Raw genomic sequence first — 17,605 nt, forward strand, 5'->3', positions numbered from 1 at the left:
CCGAACACCGAACAGAGGCGGGGCCCCGTGATTACGGTGGACAGACGGATCGCGGTCATAGGTATGACCTGCAAGTTTCCCAACGCGGACGGCCCAGAGGCGTTCTGGCGGAATCTGCTGGACGGTACGGATTCGATCACACGAATCAGTGGTCCCGACGGTGTCGCGGCCCGCGGGCTTCTCGACGATCCGGAGTGGTTCGACGCCGAATACTTCGGTATTTCGCCACGCGAGGCCCGCATCATCAATCCACAGGCTCGAATTTTCCTGGAGAGCGCCTTGGCCGCGCTCGAAGACGCAGGCCAGGATCCGCAGCGGGTCACCGGAGCGGTCGGTGTGTACGGGGGCAGCGGCGAGAACGCGTACGCGCAGCTGCTCAAGGCGGACCGGGCCGAGCGGCCCGCGGAATCGGCCGCGTCGGCCGCCTCGGACTGGGAGATACGCGTCGCCAACGGGCCCGACTTCCTGTGCAGCAGGGTGGCCCACCGGCTCGGTCTGACCGGCCCGACGATGACCGTGCAGGCCGCCTGCGCCACCTCGCTGGTCGCCGTGCACGCCGCCGTCCAGGGGCTGTTGACCGGCGACTGTGATCTGGCGCTCGCCGGTGGCGTCACCGTGCGGCTGCCGTCCGGTGTGGGCGGCACCGACGAGGTCGGCATCCAGGCGCCGGACGGCGTGCTGCGGGCCTTCGACGCCGCCGCGACCGGGCTTGTCGGCGGTGACGGGGTCGGCGTCGTGGTGCTGAAACGGTTCGCGGACGCCCGGGCCGACGGCGACCGGGTCGACGCGGTGATCCTCGGGACGGCGGTCAACAACGACGGCGCCGACCGCATGGGCTTCACCGCCCCGGGCGTCGCCGGGCAGGCCGCGGTCATCGAGCGGGCCCAGCGGGTGGCGGGCGTGACACCGGAGTCCTGCACCTACGTGGAGACCCACGGCACCGGCACCCGGCTCGGCGACCCCGTCGAGATCGCCGCCCTCACCAAGGCGTTCCGCCGCGCCGACGACGGCAGCCGCGACGGTGACAGCGGCGGCGACAGCGGCGGCCCGCGCCGTGGCTACTGCGGGATCGGTTCCGTCAAGACCAACGTCGGGCACACCGACGCCGCCGCGGGCGTGGCCGGCCTCATCAAGACCGTCCTCGCGCTCAAGCACGGGGTCATCCCGCCCAGCCTGCACTTCACCGAGCCCAACCCGGAGATCGACTTCGAGAACAGCCCGTTCCGCGTGGTCGCCCGCGCCGAGGACTGGCGGCCGGCGGGCATGCCGCGCCGGGCCGGCGTGAGCTCCTTCAGCGTGGGCGGTACGAACGCCCACGTGGTCCTGGAACAGCCACCCGCGGATGCGGACACGGAAGATACGGGAGCGGGTACGGGTACGGAGTCGAGCGGGGCGCCGAGCGCGCGCGGCCCGCACGTGCTGCCGCTCTCCGCGAAGTCCCCCGCCGCCCTGGAGGCCGTCACCGCCCGGCTCGCGGAGCGGCTGCGGGCCGAGCCCGGCACCGTACTCGCCGATGTGGCCTGGACGTTGCAGACCGGGCGGCGGGAGCTCCCGTACCGGCGGGTCGCGGTGGTGAACGACGCCGTTGACGCCGTACGGGTGTTGGCGGGCGAGGAGCCCGAGCGGCTCGTCACCGCCCCCAGGGCGGTGTGGCCGTCGGGCGGGGAGGCCGAGGGCGCGGAGAGTGATCCCGTCGCCGTCGGCCGGCGCTGGCTGACCGGTGCCGCCGTCGACTGGGCGGCCCTGCACCGGGGCCGCCAACCGCGCAAGGTCGCCCTGCCCACGTACCCCTTCGAGCGCCGGCTGTTCACGGTGGCACGGCACCACCGGCCCGCCGCAGCCGCCCCACCGGCCGCACCCGCCGCGCCCCCGACATCCGCGCCCGTCGGCGCGGTCACGTACGACCTGATCGCGAAGTACTTCGCCGAGATCCTCGATCTCCCCGAGGTGGAGCCCGACGAGAGCTTCTTCGATCTCGGCGGCGACTCCCTCATCGCGACCCGCCTCGTGGCGAGGATCCGCGAGACGTACCCGGTGGAGCTCGCGCCCAAGGAGCTGATCACGGCGCCCACGGCCGAGGAGTTCGCCGCGCTGATCGAGGCGAGGCTCGCCTCCGGCGATGGCCGTATGCCGTGACGCGGTGGACCGTCCGCCGGCACCGCCGTCCGGACGCCGTCGCCGTCCTCTACTGCTTCCCGCACGCGGGCGGGCTGCCGGGCGAGTACGTCCGCTGGTCCGACGACCTGCCGGGGGTCGAGGTCCGTGGCGTACACCTGCCGGGGCGGACCACCCGCCAGGCCGAGCCGCCGCACACGCGGATGGACGCCCTGGTGGGCGCCCTCGTCTCGGCCGTCGACTTCGAGAACCCCGACGGTGACCCGGGGAGCGCGCGCCACACGGCCCCGGGAAGCGCGAGACCCACAGGGGACGCACCGCACCCCCGTCGTCCCTTCCTCTTCTTCGGTCACAGCCTGGGCGCCCTCATCGCCCTGGAGGTGACGCGCGAACTCCAGGCGCGCGGACGCGCGTTGCCCGAGCGGCTGATCGTCTCCTCCTGCCCCGCACCGCCGTTGCCGCCGGTCACGCGGCCGGTGCGCGGTCTGTCGGACGACGAGCTGCTCGACGCCATCGAGCGCGGCACGGGCGAGCCCATGGACCACCTGCGGGCCGACGCCGACCTGCGGGCACACGCGCTCGCGTGCTTCCGGGCCGACTACACCCTCCTGGAGCGGTACGTCCCGGGGAGGTCCCAGCCGGCGCTGGACCGGCCGGTCACCGTCCTCGCCGGCCGCGAGGAGGCGTACGCGCCCTGGCGGGAGGGGTGGGCGCGGCACACGAGCGGCCCGACCGAGCTCGCGCTCGCGGCCGGGGGGCACTTCTACTTCCGCGGCGGGCAGGGGCGGGACGACCTCCTGCGCACCCTCCGTGCATCCATACCGAACACCAACGACATGACGACATGACGACACAGGGAGACCAACGGGTGGACCGCATAGGGGTGGTGGGAGCCGGGACCATGGGTCGCGGCGTGGCCGAGCTGTTCGCGGAACACGGGCACGAGGTCGTGCTGGTGGACGTGGTGGAGGCCGCCCTGGCGTCCGCACGGGAGGAGATCGCGAGGAACGTACGGTTCGCTCCGCTGGTCCGGCCCGGGACTCCCGTACGGGATCCGCTGGAGGTGACCGGGCGGATCGACTTCACCGTGGACCTCAAGCGGCTGGGGGACGTGGACTTCCTGGTCGAGAACGTCACCGAGGACTGGGACGTCAAGCGTCCCCTCTACGCCGAGCTCGACGCCCTGTGCCGCCCCGGCGTGCCCTTCGGCGTCAACACCTCCGCGATTCCGATCACGCGGGTCGCCGGGCTCACCGGCCGGCCCGAGCACGTGATCGGGATGCACTTCATGAACCCGGCGCACCTCAAGCCCACCGTCGAGCTGATCCGGGGCCACCACACGTCGGACGCCACGATCGCGCGGACCCGGGCGCTGCTCGACGGGGTCGGCAAGGGGCACGTCCTGGTGGAGGACTCCTCGGGGTTCGTGACGAACCGCGTCGCGATGCTCACCATCAACGAGGCGGTCTTCCTCCTCCACGAGGGCGTCTCCACGGCGGCGGACGTCGACCGGCTGTTCAAGGAGTGCTTCGGGCACGCGATGGGCCCGCTGGAGACCGCCGACCTCATCGGCCTGGACACCGTCCTGCTGTCGCTGAAGGTCCTGTACGACAACTTCGGCGACCCCAAGTACCGCCCCTGCCCCCTGCTCACCCGGCTGGTGGACGCGGGTCTCCACGGGCGCAAGACCGGACAGGGCTTCCATTCCTACGAGTCGGGAGAGTGACCCATGGCTGACGTGACGACCGAGGACGACAAGGTCCTGATCCGGGAGTTCCTCGCCGAGCACGTGCACGGCGTCGAGGTGGACGACGACGAGGACCTGTTCGCCTCGGGGCTGGTGAACTCGCTCTTCGCCGTGCAGCTGGTGATGTGGGTCGAGCGGACCTACGGCCTGGCCGTCGCCGGTGAGGACCTCGCCTTCACCAACTTCCGTTCGGTCACGGCCATATCGGAGTTCGTGGAGCGCAAGAAGGCCCTCGCCGGAGGCGGCGCGTGATCGTCGAGCCGACGCCCGAGCAGCTGCGGCTGCGCCGGGAGATCATCGCGTTCGCCCGGGCGGAGCTCGGGCGTGACGCGGCCGAGGACGACCGCGGCGCCCGCTTCCCGCGCGAGGACTGGCTGCGGTGCGCCGGGTTCGGCGTGCTGGGCTGGCCGGTGCCCGAGGAGTACGGGGGCCGCGGGTTCGACCCGCTGACCACCATGATGGCGCTGGAGGCGCTGGGCTACGCCTGCCCCGACAACGGCCTGGTGTTCGCGGTGAACAACCACCTCTGGGGCTGCGTCATCTATCTGCTGCTGCACGGCACGGACGAGCAGAAGCGGCGTTTCCTGCCCGGCCTGTGCGACGGCTCGCTCGTCGGCGCGCACGCGCTGTCGGAGCCGGAGGCGGGCTCCGACATCCTCGCCATGACCACCACGGCGGAGCGCGACGGCGACGGCTACCGGCTGCACGGCACCAAGTGCTTCATCAGCAACGGTCCGGTGGCGGACGTCTACGTCACGATCGCCCGCACCGGCACGGGTCCCGGCCGGCAGGACCAGCTGTCGGCGTTCCTGGTCACCGCCGACATGCCCGGCGTGGTGAAGAAGCGCGAGATGCCGAAGATGGGGCTGCGGACCACCCCGATGGGCGTCGTGGAGTTCGACGGCACGCCCGTGCCCGCGGCGAACCTGCTGGGCCAGGAGGGCGCCGGCTACCCGGTCTTCACCTCGACCATCGAGTGGGAGCGTTCCTTCATGTTCGCCCCGCACGTGGGCGCCATGGAGCGGCTCCTGGAGGCCTCCGTGCGGCAGGCCAACTCGCGCCGCCAGTTCGGCCGGACGCTCGGGACGTTCCAGGCGGTGTCGCACCCCATCGCGGACATGAAGATCCGCCTCGAACTGGCCCGGATGCTGCTCTACCGGGTCGGCTGGCTGAAGCGGCAGGGCCGCCTCGCCCTCCAGGAGGCCACCATGGCCAAGATCTTCATCAGCGAGGGCCTGGTCGAGACGGCGATGGCCACCGTCGAACTGCACGGCGCCCGGGGCTATTTGGAGGAGTACGGCTTCGAGCGTGAACTGCGCGACGCGCTCGCCGGGCCGATCTACGCCGGCTCCAACTCCGTGCAGCGCGGCATCCTCGCCGAACTGCTGGGCGTGAGCGGGGCGTTGTCGGGCGGCGCGGTGGCGGGCGGGGCCGAGCCGGGGGGTGGGCTTCGGTGACGAGGATCCGGATTCCCCTGGAACCGGTGCTGCCCGGTGAACTCGCCCAGGAGCTGGCCCAGCGCGTCTACTTCGTCTCCGACACGATCACCGGGTTCTCCCTGGTCCGCTCGGACGCGTCCGGCGACATCACCGCCGTGGACGTGGAGGTCGACGGGTCCGCCGGCGCGGACCCCGCCGAACTCACCCGCAAACTCAACCTGGTGACCGCCAACGACCTGCTCGGGCAGCGGTTCCTGGAGCCCAGGGTGGTCTGGCGGGCCGCCGACACCGGGCCGGCCAAGGACGTGTTCGACGAGCTGGTGGCGCGCGGCGCGGCGGTGGAGGCGGGCGCGGGCCAGATCGGTGTCGGCGAGCCGGTCCTGTCGCTGATGGACCACCTGGACGCGCTGCTGCGTGGCCTGGTCGTCGAGGAGTTCGGCGCCCGGGAGTTCCGGTACCCGACGCTGATCACCGCCGACGCGCTGCGCCGCACCGGCTACTTCGAGTCGTTCCCGCAGATGGTGATGACCGTGACGCGGCTGCACGGCGACGTCGACAGCTACCGCGGCTTCCTCGACGACCTCGCGGGCGGCGGCGATCTGCGGGCGGCGCTCACCGCGCACAGCGGCGGCCACGACGACTGTCTGCCGCCCACCATGTGCTTCCACACCTACCACCAGTTCGCGGACGGCCCGCTGCCGGAGCCGTCGATGGTGGTGACCGCGCGGGGCAAGTCGTTCCGCAACGAGTCCCGCTACCGGCGCTCCCTGGAGCGGCTGTGGGACTTCACGATCCGCGAGATCGTCTTCCTCGGGACGCCGGAGTTCGTCCTCGACGCGCGCCGCCGGCTCATGGAGCGTGCGTACGAGCTGGTGGACGCGCTCGGTCTGGCCGGGCGGTGCGAGGTGGCGGGCGATCCGTTCTTCCTCAACGACACGACGGCGGCGCGCGCCTGGTCGCAGCGGCTTCTTGAGCTCAAGTACGAGCTGCGGCTCCCGCTCGACGGCGAACGCGACGTCTCCGTGGGCTCGTTCAACTACCACGAGCAGTTCTTCGGCCGGTCCTTCGGGATCGCCGGTGGGACGGGCGAGCCGGTCTTCACCGGGTGCGCCGGGTTCGGCCTGGAACGTTTCGCCTACGCCTTCCTGTGCCGGCACGGTCTGGACCCGGCGAACTGGCCGGAATCCGTACGGGCGGCGGTGGCGCCGTGACCGTACGCGAACCCTCGCCGGGGCCCGCACCGGCCCCCACACCCACCTCCGCGTCCGCACCCGCCCCCGTACCGCCGCGGCTGCTGACGCTGTGCGCGCCGACCGGGGAGCTGCTGGAGCGGGCCACGGACGACCTTGCCGACCGGCTCGACACGATGGACGACGCGGACTTCGCACGGCTGCCCGCGGTGCCCGCGCCCCCGGCGGAGCCGGGCACGGCACGGCGCGCCGTCCTCGCCGACTCGCCGCGGAACGCCGCGCGGTGGCTGCGCAAGCGGGACATCCGGCGCGTGGCCACCGGTGGACAGGGCGGCGACGCCTCCCGCGTCTATCTGTTCTCCGGGGTCGGCGACCAGTACCCGGGGCTCGGCGCCGGCCTGTACCGGTGTCTGCCGGTGTTCCGGGAGGAGCTCGACCGCTGCTTCCGGGTGCTCGCGGACGAGCACGCCCTGGACCTGCACCCCGTCCTCTTCCCGCGCGGCCCCGAGCTCCCCGAGGGATCCGGTTCCGCGGACGGCTTCGAGCGGCACACGGCGCCGGGGGAGATCCACCGCACGGTCGTGGCGCAACCGCTGATGTTCGCGCTCCAGTACTCCCTGGCCCGCGCCCTGACGGCGCTCGGCGCGGCCCCCGCCGCGCTCGCCGGCTACAGCGTCGGCGAGTACACGGCCGCCTGTCTGGCCGGGGTGTTCCCCGTCGAGGACGCCCTCGGCCTGGTCACCGGGCGGGCGCGGCTCGTCGACGGGCTGCCGCCGGGCGCGATGCTCGCCGTCGCGGCCGAACCGGAGGCGCTGGACGGCCCCCTGGCCGGGCTGCTCCCCGGGCCGCTGTCGCTCGCCGCGCTCAACGGCCCGACGCAGACGGTCCTCTCCGGCCCGGCCGACGCGGTCGACGCGGCCGTCCAGCGGCTGACCGGGGCGGGGCTGCCCTCCCAGCGGCTCGCGACCGCGCACGCCTACCACTCGGCCATGACGCAGCCGCTGGCCGGCCCCCTGGAGGAGCTGCTCGCCGCCGTGCCGCTCGCCCCGCCGAAGACCCCGCTGCTGTCGAACGTGACCGGGACCTGGCTGCGCGACGAGGAGGCGACGAGCCCGGTCTTCTGGGCCGGCCAGCTCTCCCGGACGCTCCGCTTCTCGGACGAGCTCGCCGAGATCTGGCGGCTGCCGGACCCGCAGCTCATCGAGCTCGGCCCCGGCCAGGCGCTCAACCGGCTCGCCCTCGGGCACCCGGACCGCCCGTCGAACGCCGTGGCCTCGGTCGTGCAGACCCTGCCGGGCCGTCTGGAGAGCCGCACGGAGTGGGAGCTGCTGCTCGCCGCCACCGGCCGGCTGTGGGTGGCGGGTGCGGCGGTCGACTGGGCCGCGCTCGCCGAGGACCCGTCAGCAGTGACGAAGGAGCACGCATGAACGACATGACCGAGATCCGTCCGGTGCCGCGCGACGGGACCACGCCCCTGCCGCTGTCGAGCGCGCAGGAACGGCTCTGGTTCATGCAGCAGCTGCGGCCCGGCATGCTCGCCTACCAGTTCCAGGCGAAGATCGTGTTCACCGGGAAGCTGGACGCCGGGCCCCTGGCCGCCGCCCTCACCGAGGTGGTGCGGCGGCACGAGGCCTACCGCACGACCTTCACCGACGGCCCGGACGGCCCGGTCCAGGTGGTGCGCCCGCCCTACGAGGTCGAGCTGCCGGTCCAGGATCTGCGCGGGGCCGGCGCGGCGGCCGAGGCCGACGTCGTCCGGGCCGCGGTCGCCGAGCAGATCCCGGTGGACCGGCTGCCGCTGGTGCGCTGGCGGCTGCTGCGGACCGCCGACGACCGGCATGTGCTGCTGCACCAGGAGCACCACCTCGTCCACGACGGCTGGGCGTTCAACCTCTTCGTCGACGAACTGTGCGTGCTCTACCAGGCGTACGCGGCGGGGGAGCCCTCGCCGCTGCCCGAACCCGAGGTCCAGTTCGTCGACTACGCGGTCTGGCAGCGGTCCTGGCTGGAGGGACCGGCCGCCGAGAAGCAGCTCGCGTACTGGCGCGAGCAGCTCGACGGGGTGCCCTTCTTCCTCGACCTGCCCACCGACCGGCCCCGCACCCCGGTGCGCCGCTTCACCGGTGACGCGCCGCGCTTCACGGTGCCGGGCGAGCTGGCCGACGCGGCGCGCGCGCTCGCCGCGCGCGAGCGGGTGCCGCTGTTCACGGTGATGCTCGCCGCGTTCGAGGTGCTGCTCGCCGGCTGGTCGGGGCAGGAGGACTTCTGCGTCGCCACCGGGATGGCGGCCCGCACCCGGCCCGAGGTCGACGGCATGTTCGGCATGCTGGTCAACACGGTGGCGCTGCGCGCCGATCTGCGCGGCGACCCGTCGTTCCGCGAACTGCTCGGCCGGGTGCGCAGGACGACCTTCGGCGCGCTGGAGCACCAGGAGCTGCCCTTCGACCGGGTGGTGGCGGCGCTGCGGCCGCCCCGGGTGCCGGGCCGCCAGGCGCTGTGCGAGGTGCTGTTCGCCTTCCACGACTCGCCGACGCGCGCCGTGCGGATCCCGGGACTGGAGATCGAGGTCGTGCCCGGCGTCAGCAACAAGAGCGCCAAGTTCGACCTCAACATCATCGCGATCCCCCGGGCCGAGCAGTCGATCGGGCAGCGGGACCAGGCCACGACCCAGGCGGTCGAGCTCATCTGGGAGTACGACGGGGACCTCTTCGACGCCGCGACCGTCGCCCGGGCCGCCGCGCGGTACGAGGAGCTGCTCGCCGCGGTGACCGCGGCCCCGGACACCAGGATTTCAGCGCTGACCGGCGCCGGCCGGCGACAGGAGGCATGACGTGAGCGACGCGGACGAGCTGATCGGCCCGGTGCGGACGGCCTGGGCCGAGACCCTGGGCTACGACGAGACCGAGATACCCCTGGACGTCGGCTTCTTCGACGCCGGCGGCAACTCGCTGCTGCTGCTTCTGCTCTGGGAGCAGCTGAACGAGCTCACGCCGGGTGAGCTGCGCGCCACCGACCTCTTCCAGCATCCGACCGTGCGGCGCCAGGCGGAGTTCCTGCGGAGCGGCGCATGACCCGGAGCCTGTACGAGGTGGTCGCGGCCACCGCCGCACGGCTGCCGGACGCCCCCGCCGTCGAGTTCCCGGACCGCGGCACGGCGGACGGCGGCACGGCGGAGAGCGGCACGGGCGGTGCGGTGAGCTACCGCGAGCTGCTGCGGGGCGCCGAGGTGCTCGCGGAGCGGATCGCGGCCGAGCACGGCACGGTGGAGCGCGTCGGCCTGCTCGCCGCCCGCAGCCTCGTCGCGTACACCGGCTACCTCGCGGCGCTGCGGCTCGGCGCCGCGGTCGTCCCCCTGGGCCCGGACTACCCGGCGGCCCGGAACCGGGACATCTGCGCGGCGGCAGGCGTCGACGTGGTCGTGGCGGAGGCGGCCATCGTCGCGCGCGGCGGGACCGAGTGGGCGGGCGAGCGCCCCGTCCTGCGGCTCGACGACGACGAGATCCGGGGGGCGGCGCCGGACGGGCGGCTCACGCCGTACGAGCCGGATCCGGACCGTCCCGCGTATCTGCTCTTCACCTCCGGCACGACCGGCCGGCCCAAGGGCATCCCGATCCGGCACCGGCAGGCGCTGCCGTTCGTGGCGCACAACATCGCGCGCTACGGCGTCGGCCCGGGCTGCCGCATGTCGCACACCTTCGAGCTGACCTTCGACCTGTCGGTGTACGACCTGTTCGTCACCTGGGGCGGCGGGGCGACGCTCGTGGTGCCCTCACGGGCCGAGCTGTTCGCGCCGGTCGACTACCTGAGCGGCCGGGAGCTGACCCACTGGTTCTCGGTGCCCTCGGCCGTCTCGGTGAGCGCGGGATTCGGGCAGCTCGCCGCGGGCCGCCCCTCGGCCCTGCGCCACAGCGTCTTCTGCGGCGAACAGCTCACCCTGGACCAGGCGCGGGCCTGGCACGCCGTAGCCCCGGACGCCACCCTGGACAACCTGTACGGCCCGACCGAACTCACCGTCGCCTGCGCCGAGTTCCGGCTGCCCGGGGACCCCGCGCGGTGGCCGGTGACCTCCAACGGCACCGTTCCCATCGGCCGGATCTACCCGGGCCTCGAGCACCGGGTCGTCGCGGAGACGGGCGAGCTGTGGGTGCGTGGTCCCCAGCGCTTCGACGGCTATCTGGACCCGCGCGACGACGAGGGCCGGTTCACGGCCGACGGGTACTTCCGCACCGGCGACCGCGTCAGGACCGAGGACGGACAGCTGGTCCACCGGGGCCGGCTCGACGACCAGGTGAAGATCCGCGGCTACCGGGTCGAGCCCAGCGAGGTGGAGGCCGCGCTGCGGCGCCTCGACGCGGTGACGGAGGCCGTGGTGCTCGGCGTCGGCCGGGACGGCGTCACCGATCTGGTGGCCTGCTACACCGGGCGCGGCACCGGCCGGATGGAGCTGATCCGCGCGCTGCGCGCGACGCTGCCGATCCACCTGGTGCCGCGCCGCTTCGAACATCTCGACTCCCTGCCCCGCAACGCCAACGGCAAGGTGGACCGCGGCGCGCTCCGCCGCATCGTCAGTGAGGTCAACGATGGCGCACTCGCCTGAACCCCCGGCCCCGGCCGCGCCACGGCGCGGCATGGACTTCAGCCTCTTCTACTTCGCCTCCGACAGCGAGGAGCTCACCGGTCCCCGGTACCAACTCCTGCTCGACGGCGCCCGGTTCGCGGACACCCGCGGTCTCGCCGCCGTATGGACCCCGGAGCGGCACTTCCACCCCTTCGGCGGCCTGTACCCGAACCCGGCCGTCACCGGGGCGGCGGTCGCCGCCGTCACCGAGCGCGTGGCCATCCGGGCGGGCAGTGTCGTGGCGCCCCTGCACCACCCGCTGCGCATCGCCGAGGAGTGGTCCGTCGTCGACAACCTCTCCGGCGGCCGCGTCGGGATCTCCTTCGCGTCCGGCTGGCACGCCGCCGACTTCGCGCTGCGCCCGGAGGCGTACGCCGACCGCCGCCGGCTGATGGCCGACCAAGTGCGCCAGGTCCAGGAGCTCTGGCGGGGCGCGTCGCTCGCCTTCCCCGACGGGGCCGGCACCGAGCGCGAGGTGTCCGTCCACCCCCGGCCCGTACAGCCGGAACTGCCGACCTGGATCACCAGCTCGGGCAGCGTGGAGACCTTCCGGGCCGCCGGGGCCATGGGCGCGGGCGTGCTGACCCATCTCCTCGGCCAGGACCTGGACGACCTCGCGCACAAGATCGGCGAGTACCGGGCGGCCGGCGGCCGGCACGTGGTCCTGATGGTGCACACCTATCTCGACGACGACGCGGACCAGGTACGGGAGCTGGTGCGCGAACCGCTCCTGCGCTATCTGCGCGGCTCGCTCGGACTGCTCCTCGGCTCGGGGTTCGACGGCAGGCGCCGGATCGACCCCGCCAAACTGCACGAGGCCGACGTGGAGTTCATCGTCCAGCGCTCCTTCGACCGCTACGTCGACGACTGCGGGCTGCTCGGCTCGCCGGAGACCGCGGCGCGCGCGGTGGAGCGGCTGCGCGGGATCGGCGTGGACGAGATCGCCTGCCTGATCGACTTCGGGCTGCCGCCCGACACCGTGATGAAGGGCCTGGAACGGATCGCCGACCTGAACGCCGCGGAGCACCCCCATGGCTGAGCGGACCGGCACGACGACGGACGGCCCGGACTTCGCGCGGGCCGTCGCCCGGCTGCGGGTGCCCGGCATGGGCACCGAGGCCGTCGCCCCCTTCCTGGCCGGGCTGATCCGGATGACGCGGCCCCGCCGGGTCCTGGAGGTCGGCTCCGGCTACACCACCCCGTTCCTGGCCGCCGCCCTCGCCGGGGCCCAGGAGCAGGCCGCCGAGGAGTCACGGCTGCTCGCCGCCAAGACCCGGCGGTATCTGCGCGCCGGGACCCCGCTGGACGACGACTGGCTGCGCGCCGAGCCCGCGCTCGCCGCCCCCGCGTCGTACCTGGAGCCGTACCGGCCGCGGTTCGTGGCCGTGGACGACCGGTCGATCCCGGAGTCGTCGGCCGGGCTGGTCGAGGCGGTCCTCGACGAGCTGGGGCTCACCGGAGCGGTCACCATCGTGGACGCGTCGCTGCGCGAGGCCGACGACGCGCTGCCCGAGGACTTCGAGCCGATCGACTTCGCCTGGGTCGACGCGTGGGACTGCCTGTACTTCCTGGACCACTTCCTCGACCGGATCAACCCGGCCGGCGGCGTGGTGGTCCTGCACTACCTGATGACCTACCCGGAGGGCGAGGCGATCCTGCGCTATCTGGCCGGACTGCAACGGTCCAGGCCCGGTGAGCTGGAGGTCCTGAACCTCCTGGAGTCGCACAAGCTCCGGCAGAACAGCGTCACGATGATCCGCAGGACCGCCGTCGCCGCACCCCGCCTCGCCGGTCCCGGCGGCCGCATCCGGTACGACGACGAGCTGCGCGAACGCGCCACCACCCACGCCGAGTCCCTCGACAGCGAACTGGAGAAGAGCAAGTGAGCATCCTGCGCGGGGCCGTGACCCCCTACCCGGCCGACACGTCCATGGCCGCGGCCTTCGCCGCACAGGTCAAGGCGGGACCGGACGCGCCCGCCGTCGTGGACGGCGCCCACACCCTTTCGTACGCGGAACTCGACGCCCGCTCCGACCGGCTCGCGGGACTGCTCCGCGACCGGGGCGTGACCGAGGGGTCCCGGGTGGGCGTGCTCCTGGAGCGCGGCCACGAACTGGTCACCGCGGTGCTCGCCGTCATCAAGGCGGGCGGCGCCTATGTGCCGATCAACCCGGAGTACCCCGCGGAGCGCAAGGAGTACATGCTGGCCACCGCGGAGGCGACCGTGACGGTCACCGCCGAGGAGGTGCGCCAGGCCGAGCGGACGCAGGACCCGGCCGGCCTGCCGCAGGCCGCGACCGGCTCCCGCGACGCCGCGTTCATCCTGTTCACCTCGGGCTCCACCGGACGCCCCAAGGGCGTCGTCATCGAGCACCGCTCGGTGCTCCGGCTCGTCCGCGAGACCGACTACCTGGACTTCGGCCCCCACCAGCGCATCGCCCAGGTGTCCAACTCCTCCTTCGACGTCTACACCTTCGAGGTCTGGGGGGCGCTCCTGAACGGCGGCACGGTCGTCGTGATCCCGACCGCGACGGTCCTCTCGCCGGTCGCGCTGGCCGCGGCGCTCGCGGAGCACCGGATCACCACCATGTTCCTGACCTCCGCGCTCTTCACCACCGTGATGGCCGACCGGCCGGACACCTTCGCCGGGCTGCACACCCTGATGGTCGGCGGCGACGCGCTGAGCGTCGCGGCCGTGCACCGCCTGCTCGCCGCCGACCCCGCCGTACGCCCCGCCCGCCTGGTGAACGGCTACGGTCCCGCGGAGGCCACCACCTACGCGGTCTGCGGCGAGCTGACCGAACTCGCCGCGGACGCCCGCTCGGTGCCGATCGGCCTGCCCATCGCGAACACCGACTGCTACGTGCTCGGCGAGGACCTGGCGCCGGTCGCGGACGGGGAGACGGGCGAGCTGTTCATCGGCGGCCCGGGCGTGGCCCAGGGCTACGCGGGACGCCCCGACCTGACCGAGGAGCGCTTCCTGCCGGACCCGTACGCGCAGGAGCCCGGCGCCCGGATGTACCGCACCGGGGACCTGGTGAAGGTCCTGCCGGACGGGCGGCTCGACTACCTGGGGCGGATCGACGACCAGGTGAAGATCCGCGGGTTCCGGGTCGAGCCGGGCGAGGTGGAGGCGGTCCTGAGCCTCCACCCGGAGGTCCGCGAGGTGGCGGTGGTCGCCGACCGCTCGACGGGCGAGGTGCGGCTCGTGGCCCATGTGTCCCCCGCCGAGCCCGGCCGGACGCCCACCGGCCTGCGGGAGTTCCTGGCCGCGACGCTGCCGGAGTGGATGATCCCGTCCGCCTTCGTGGTGGTGCCCGCGCTGCCGCTGACGAAGACCGGCAAGGTGGACCGGGCGGCGCTGCCGCCGGCGCCGGTGGACGACGAGGCCACGGCCGCGGTGGCGCCCCGCACCGACCTGGAGCGGGAGCTCGCGGCGATCGCCGCCGAGCTGATCGGCCTGCCCTCGGTCGGCGTCACCGACGACTTCTTCGCGCTCGGCGGCCACTCCCTGCTCGCGATGCGGCTGCTGTCCCGGGTCAACGCCGCCTACGGGGTGCGGGTGGAGCTGGGCGCGTACGTCTACGACCCGACGATCGAGCGGCTCGCGGCCGAGGTGTCCGCCGGGCTGTCCGGCGCGGCGCCGGCCGAGGTGTCCCGTGACCGGTGACCCCCCGGTCTCGTACGCGCAGAAACGGCTGTGGATCCTCGACCGGCTCTACCCGGACAGCCCGGCCTACACCGTCCCCGTCCTCTACCGGATCGACGGGGAGCCGGACGCCCCGGCCCTCGAAGCGGCCCTGACCGGGCTGGTCCGGCGGCACGAGGTGCTGCGCACCGGCTACCGGATGTCCCGCGGCGCCCTGCGCCAGGTCATCCGGCCCGCGGCGCCGGTCCGCGTCCCGCGCGCCGATCTGACCGGGCACGAGGACCCGGAGGGCGAGGCGGAGCGGCGCGCCGCCGCCGAGGCGCGGCGGCCGTTCGACCTGGCGGCCGGTGAGGTGCTGCGGCCGCTGCTCCTGACCACGGCGCCCGGCCGCCATGTGCTCTGCCTGACGCTCCACCACATCGTGTGCGACGGCTGGTCGCTGACCGTCCTGGAGGACGAACTCTCGCTCCTGTACGAGGCGTTCACGGCCGGCCGTGAACCCGAGCCGCCGGAGCTGGCCGAGCAGTACGCGGACTTCGCCCGGTGGCAGGCGGACCAGGTCGCGGGCGCCGCCCTGGACCGGGCGCGGGACCACTGGACCAAGCACCTCGCCGGCGTACCGGCGCGGGCGGGCATCCCGACCGACCACCCGCGCCCCGCCGTGTGGAGCTTCGCCGGCGCCCATGTGCCGGTCACCGTCGGTCCCGAAACGGTCGGCGGCGCCGGCCGGCTGGCGCGGGCCTGCGGCACCACGCCGTACGCCGTGCTGCTGGCCGCGTTCGTCGCGCTGGTACGGGAGGAGAGCGGCGCCCCGGAGGTCGTCGTCGGCTCGCCGGTGGCCCTGCGGACCCGGGAGAGCCAGTTCGCGCTGATCGGCATGTACGGCAACACGGTCGTGCAGCGGTTCGACGTGCCGGACGGGACGAGCTTCCGCGACCTGGTGCTGCGCACGCGCGACGAGAGCCGGGCGGCCCTGGCCCACCAGGCGATGCCGTTCGAGCTCCTGGTGGAGGAGCTGAACCCGGCGCGCGACCCGGGCGCCAATCCGCTGTTCCAGCTGATGTTCGGTCTCCAGCGGGTGGCCGCGCCCGGCCTGCGGCTCGGCGGCTGCCGGGTGACCAGGGAGTTCGGCGACACCCGGACCGCCAAGGTCGACCTGTCCCTGTCGCTCGTCCACGACGGCGCGGAGTGCCGGGGACGCCTGGAGTACAGCACGGACCTCTTCGAGGAGACCACCGCGCGGCGGCTCGCCGCCCGGTACACGACCCTGCTCGCCGCAGCCGTCGCCGAGCCCCTACGACCCATCGGACGGATGCCGTGACCGAGGCCAAGCCCGCCGCCGACGCCGCACGCCCCTCCCTGCTGCGCCACCGCGACTTCATGCTGCTGTGGGGCGGCCAGACGGTCAGCGAAGTCGGCTCGATGATCACGCCGTTCGTGCTGCCGTTCCTCGCCATCACCGCCCTGGACGCCTCCAACTTCCAGGTCGGCCTGCTCACCGCCCTCGGCACGCTGGCCTTCCTGCTCGTCGCGCTGCCCGCGGGCGTGGTGGTGGACCGGGTCGCCAGGCACCGGCTGATGATGTGGTGCGACCTGGTGCGCGCGGCGGTCATCGCGACGGTGCCGGTGGCCTGGTACCTGGACACGCTCACGCTGACGCACCTGTGCGCGGTGGCGCTCGTCACGGGCTCCCTGACGGTGTTCTTCGACGTCGCGTACCAGAGCTATGTGCCGGCCCTCGTCGCCAAGGAGTCGCTGATCGACGCCAACGGCAAGCTGGGCACCACCAGTTCGGCCGCCGCCACCCTCGGGCCCACGGTGGCCGGTGTCCTCGTCGCCGCCATCGGCGGGGCCAGGGCGCTGGTCGCCGACGCGATGTCGTTCCTCGTCTCCGCCGCCTCGCTGTTCCTGATCCGGACCCCGGAGCCGAAGCCGGCCCGCCCCGACGGGCCGCGGCCGACCTTCCGCGAGCAGATGAGCGAAGGCCTCGGCTTCGTGGTCCGGCACCCGGTGCTGCGCCGGATCGTCGCCTGCACCGCCACGGTGAACCTCTTCTCCCACATGGCGTCGGCGATGGAGATCCCCTTCCTCGTCCGCGAACTGGGGCTCTCCTCCAGCCAGGCCGGCCTGCTGCTCGCCCTCGGACCCGTCGGCGGCGTCCTGGGCGGACTGCTCGCGGGCCGCCTCGCCCGGCGGGTGGGCTCCGCCCGCATCATCTGGCTGGCCCCGCTCGCCTGCGGCGTCCCGTCCTACCTCGTGCCGCTGGCGTACAACGGCTGGCGGGTCGTCTTCTTCGGCATCGGCTGGTTCGCGTTCACCTTCGGCGCCATCGTCTACAACACCGCGCAGGTCACCTACCGGCAGCAGCTCTGTCCGCCGGAGCTGCTCGGCCGGATGAACGCCGCGGTGCGGTGGATCGTCTGGGGAACCATCCCGCTGGGCGCGCTCGTCGGAGGCGCGCTCGCGACCTGGATCGGGCTGCGCCCCACGCTGTGGGTCGGCGTCGTCGGAGCGAGCCTCGGCGGCCTCTGGGTACTCTTCTCGCCGCTGCGCCGCCTGCGCGACGTGCCGCCGGACCACACCGCTGCCGCCGTCTCCTGACGCCCGGGGCCGCCCGCGGGGCCCGACCGGCGGCCCGGGGAGGGAAGTCGCCGCCCGGTCGCCCCTGGTGCTGCCGATCCTGGGGCCCCGGCCCTTTTAAGGTCGAGCTTCGTCGTGCATGGCGAGCAACTCGCGACACGAATCCGCGACACGAACGAGGCCGGGCGCCCGCGGCGCGCCCCTGGCCGGCATCCCGGGCGACACCCCTCAACGCACAGACATTCCTTTCCGATTCGGGCAGAGGAC

15 protein-coding genes are annotated in these 17,605 nt (G+C 73.6%); all 15 read left to right on the forward strand.

The genetic code is table 11. The features are described 5' to 3' along the window. The first annotated feature begins 36 nt into the window (after positions 1-36). From ACZ6B8_RS31785 to ACZ6B8_RS31855, 15 genes are read left to right on the forward strand one after another with little or no spacing between them, the layout of a single operon-like run. Positions 37-2,136, forward strand: coding sequence for a beta-ketoacyl synthase N-terminal-like domain-containing protein (locus ACZ6B8_RS31785; RefSeq protein WP_471609579.1), 2,100 nt, complete (start codon positions 37-39; stop codon positions 2,134-2,136). Next, a complete protein-coding gene (locus ACZ6B8_RS31790) occupies positions 2,133-2,963 on the forward strand; it encodes a thioesterase II family protein (protein ID WP_471609458.1) in 831 nt (276 codons plus the stop codon). Before ACZ6B8_RS31785 ends, ACZ6B8_RS31790 begins: the two co-directional genes overlap by 4 nt. Next, complete coding sequence (locus tag ACZ6B8_RS31795) at positions 2,960-3,841, forward strand: 3-hydroxyacyl-CoA dehydrogenase family protein (protein WP_471085341.1); 882 nt, start codon at positions 2,960-2,962, stop codon at positions 3,839-3,841. The genes ACZ6B8_RS31790 and ACZ6B8_RS31795 overlap by 4 nt, the downstream gene beginning before the upstream one ends. 3 nt (positions 3,842-3,844) lie before the next feature. Continuing rightward, complete coding sequence (locus tag ACZ6B8_RS31800; RefSeq protein ID WP_471085344.1) at positions 3,845-4,114, forward strand: phosphopantetheine-binding protein; 270 nt, start codon at positions 3,845-3,847, stop codon at positions 4,112-4,114. Continuing rightward, positions 4,111-5,319: an acyl-CoA dehydrogenase family protein gene (locus tag ACZ6B8_RS31805; RefSeq protein WP_471609459.1), complete on the forward strand. Its 1,209-nt coding sequence runs from the start codon at positions 4,111-4,113 to the stop codon at positions 5,317-5,319. The genes ACZ6B8_RS31800 and ACZ6B8_RS31805 overlap by 4 nt, the downstream gene beginning before the upstream one ends. Beyond that, entirely contained in the window at positions 5,316-6,512 is a 1,197-nt protein-coding gene (locus ACZ6B8_RS31810; RefSeq protein WP_471609460.1) for a class-II aminoacyl-tRNA synthetase family protein, read from the forward strand. The genes ACZ6B8_RS31805 and ACZ6B8_RS31810 overlap by 4 nt, the downstream gene beginning before the upstream one ends. Then, a complete protein-coding gene (locus tag ACZ6B8_RS31815; RefSeq protein WP_471609461.1) occupies positions 6,509-7,918 on the forward strand; it encodes an acyltransferase domain-containing protein in 1,410 nt (469 codons plus the stop codon). The genes ACZ6B8_RS31810 and ACZ6B8_RS31815 overlap by 4 nt, the downstream gene beginning before the upstream one ends. Beyond that, positions 7,915-9,321: a condensation domain-containing protein gene (locus tag ACZ6B8_RS31820; protein ID WP_471609462.1), complete on the forward strand. Its 1,407-nt coding sequence runs from the start codon at positions 7,915-7,917 to the stop codon at positions 9,319-9,321. Before ACZ6B8_RS31815 ends, ACZ6B8_RS31820 begins: the two co-directional genes overlap by 4 nt. Before the next feature lies 1 nt (position 9,322). After that, positions 9,323-9,562, forward strand: coding sequence for an acyl carrier protein (locus ACZ6B8_RS31825; protein ID WP_355807629.1), 240 nt, complete (start codon positions 9,323-9,325; stop codon positions 9,560-9,562). Continuing rightward, the gene (locus ACZ6B8_RS31830; protein WP_471609463.1) at positions 9,559-11,088 is read left to right on the forward strand and encodes an AMP-binding protein; all 1,530 of its coding nucleotides are present in this window, start codon (positions 9,559-9,561) and stop codon (positions 11,086-11,088) included. The genes ACZ6B8_RS31825 and ACZ6B8_RS31830 overlap by 4 nt, the downstream gene beginning before the upstream one ends. Beyond that, a complete protein-coding gene (locus tag ACZ6B8_RS31835; protein ID WP_471609464.1) occupies positions 11,072-12,148 on the forward strand; it encodes a MupA/Atu3671 family FMN-dependent luciferase-like monooxygenase in 1,077 nt (358 codons plus the stop codon). Before ACZ6B8_RS31830 ends, ACZ6B8_RS31835 begins: the two co-directional genes overlap by 17 nt. Continuing rightward, positions 12,141-12,995, forward strand: a complete 855-nt coding sequence (locus tag ACZ6B8_RS31840; protein ID WP_471609465.1) for an O-methyltransferase — start codon at positions 12,141-12,143, stop codon at positions 12,993-12,995. The genes ACZ6B8_RS31835 and ACZ6B8_RS31840 overlap by 8 nt, the downstream gene beginning before the upstream one ends. Next, entirely contained in the window at positions 12,992-14,779 is a 1,788-nt protein-coding gene (locus ACZ6B8_RS31845) for an amino acid adenylation domain-containing protein (RefSeq protein WP_471609466.1), read from the forward strand. The genes ACZ6B8_RS31840 and ACZ6B8_RS31845 overlap by 4 nt, the downstream gene beginning before the upstream one ends. Further along, positions 14,769-16,079 (forward strand): condensation domain-containing protein, encoded by a 1,311-nt coding sequence (locus tag ACZ6B8_RS31850; RefSeq protein ID WP_471609467.1) that lies wholly within the window; start codon positions 14,769-14,771, stop codon positions 16,077-16,079. The genes ACZ6B8_RS31845 and ACZ6B8_RS31850 overlap by 11 nt, the downstream gene beginning before the upstream one ends. Then, a complete protein-coding gene (locus tag ACZ6B8_RS31855; RefSeq protein WP_471085375.1) occupies positions 16,076-17,359 on the forward strand; it encodes an MFS transporter in 1,284 nt (427 codons plus the stop codon). The genes ACZ6B8_RS31850 and ACZ6B8_RS31855 overlap by 4 nt, the downstream gene beginning before the upstream one ends. Positions 17,360-17,605: the final 246 nt, after the last annotated feature.

This window comes from Streptomyces sp. NPDC041122 (genome assembly GCF_055592445.1).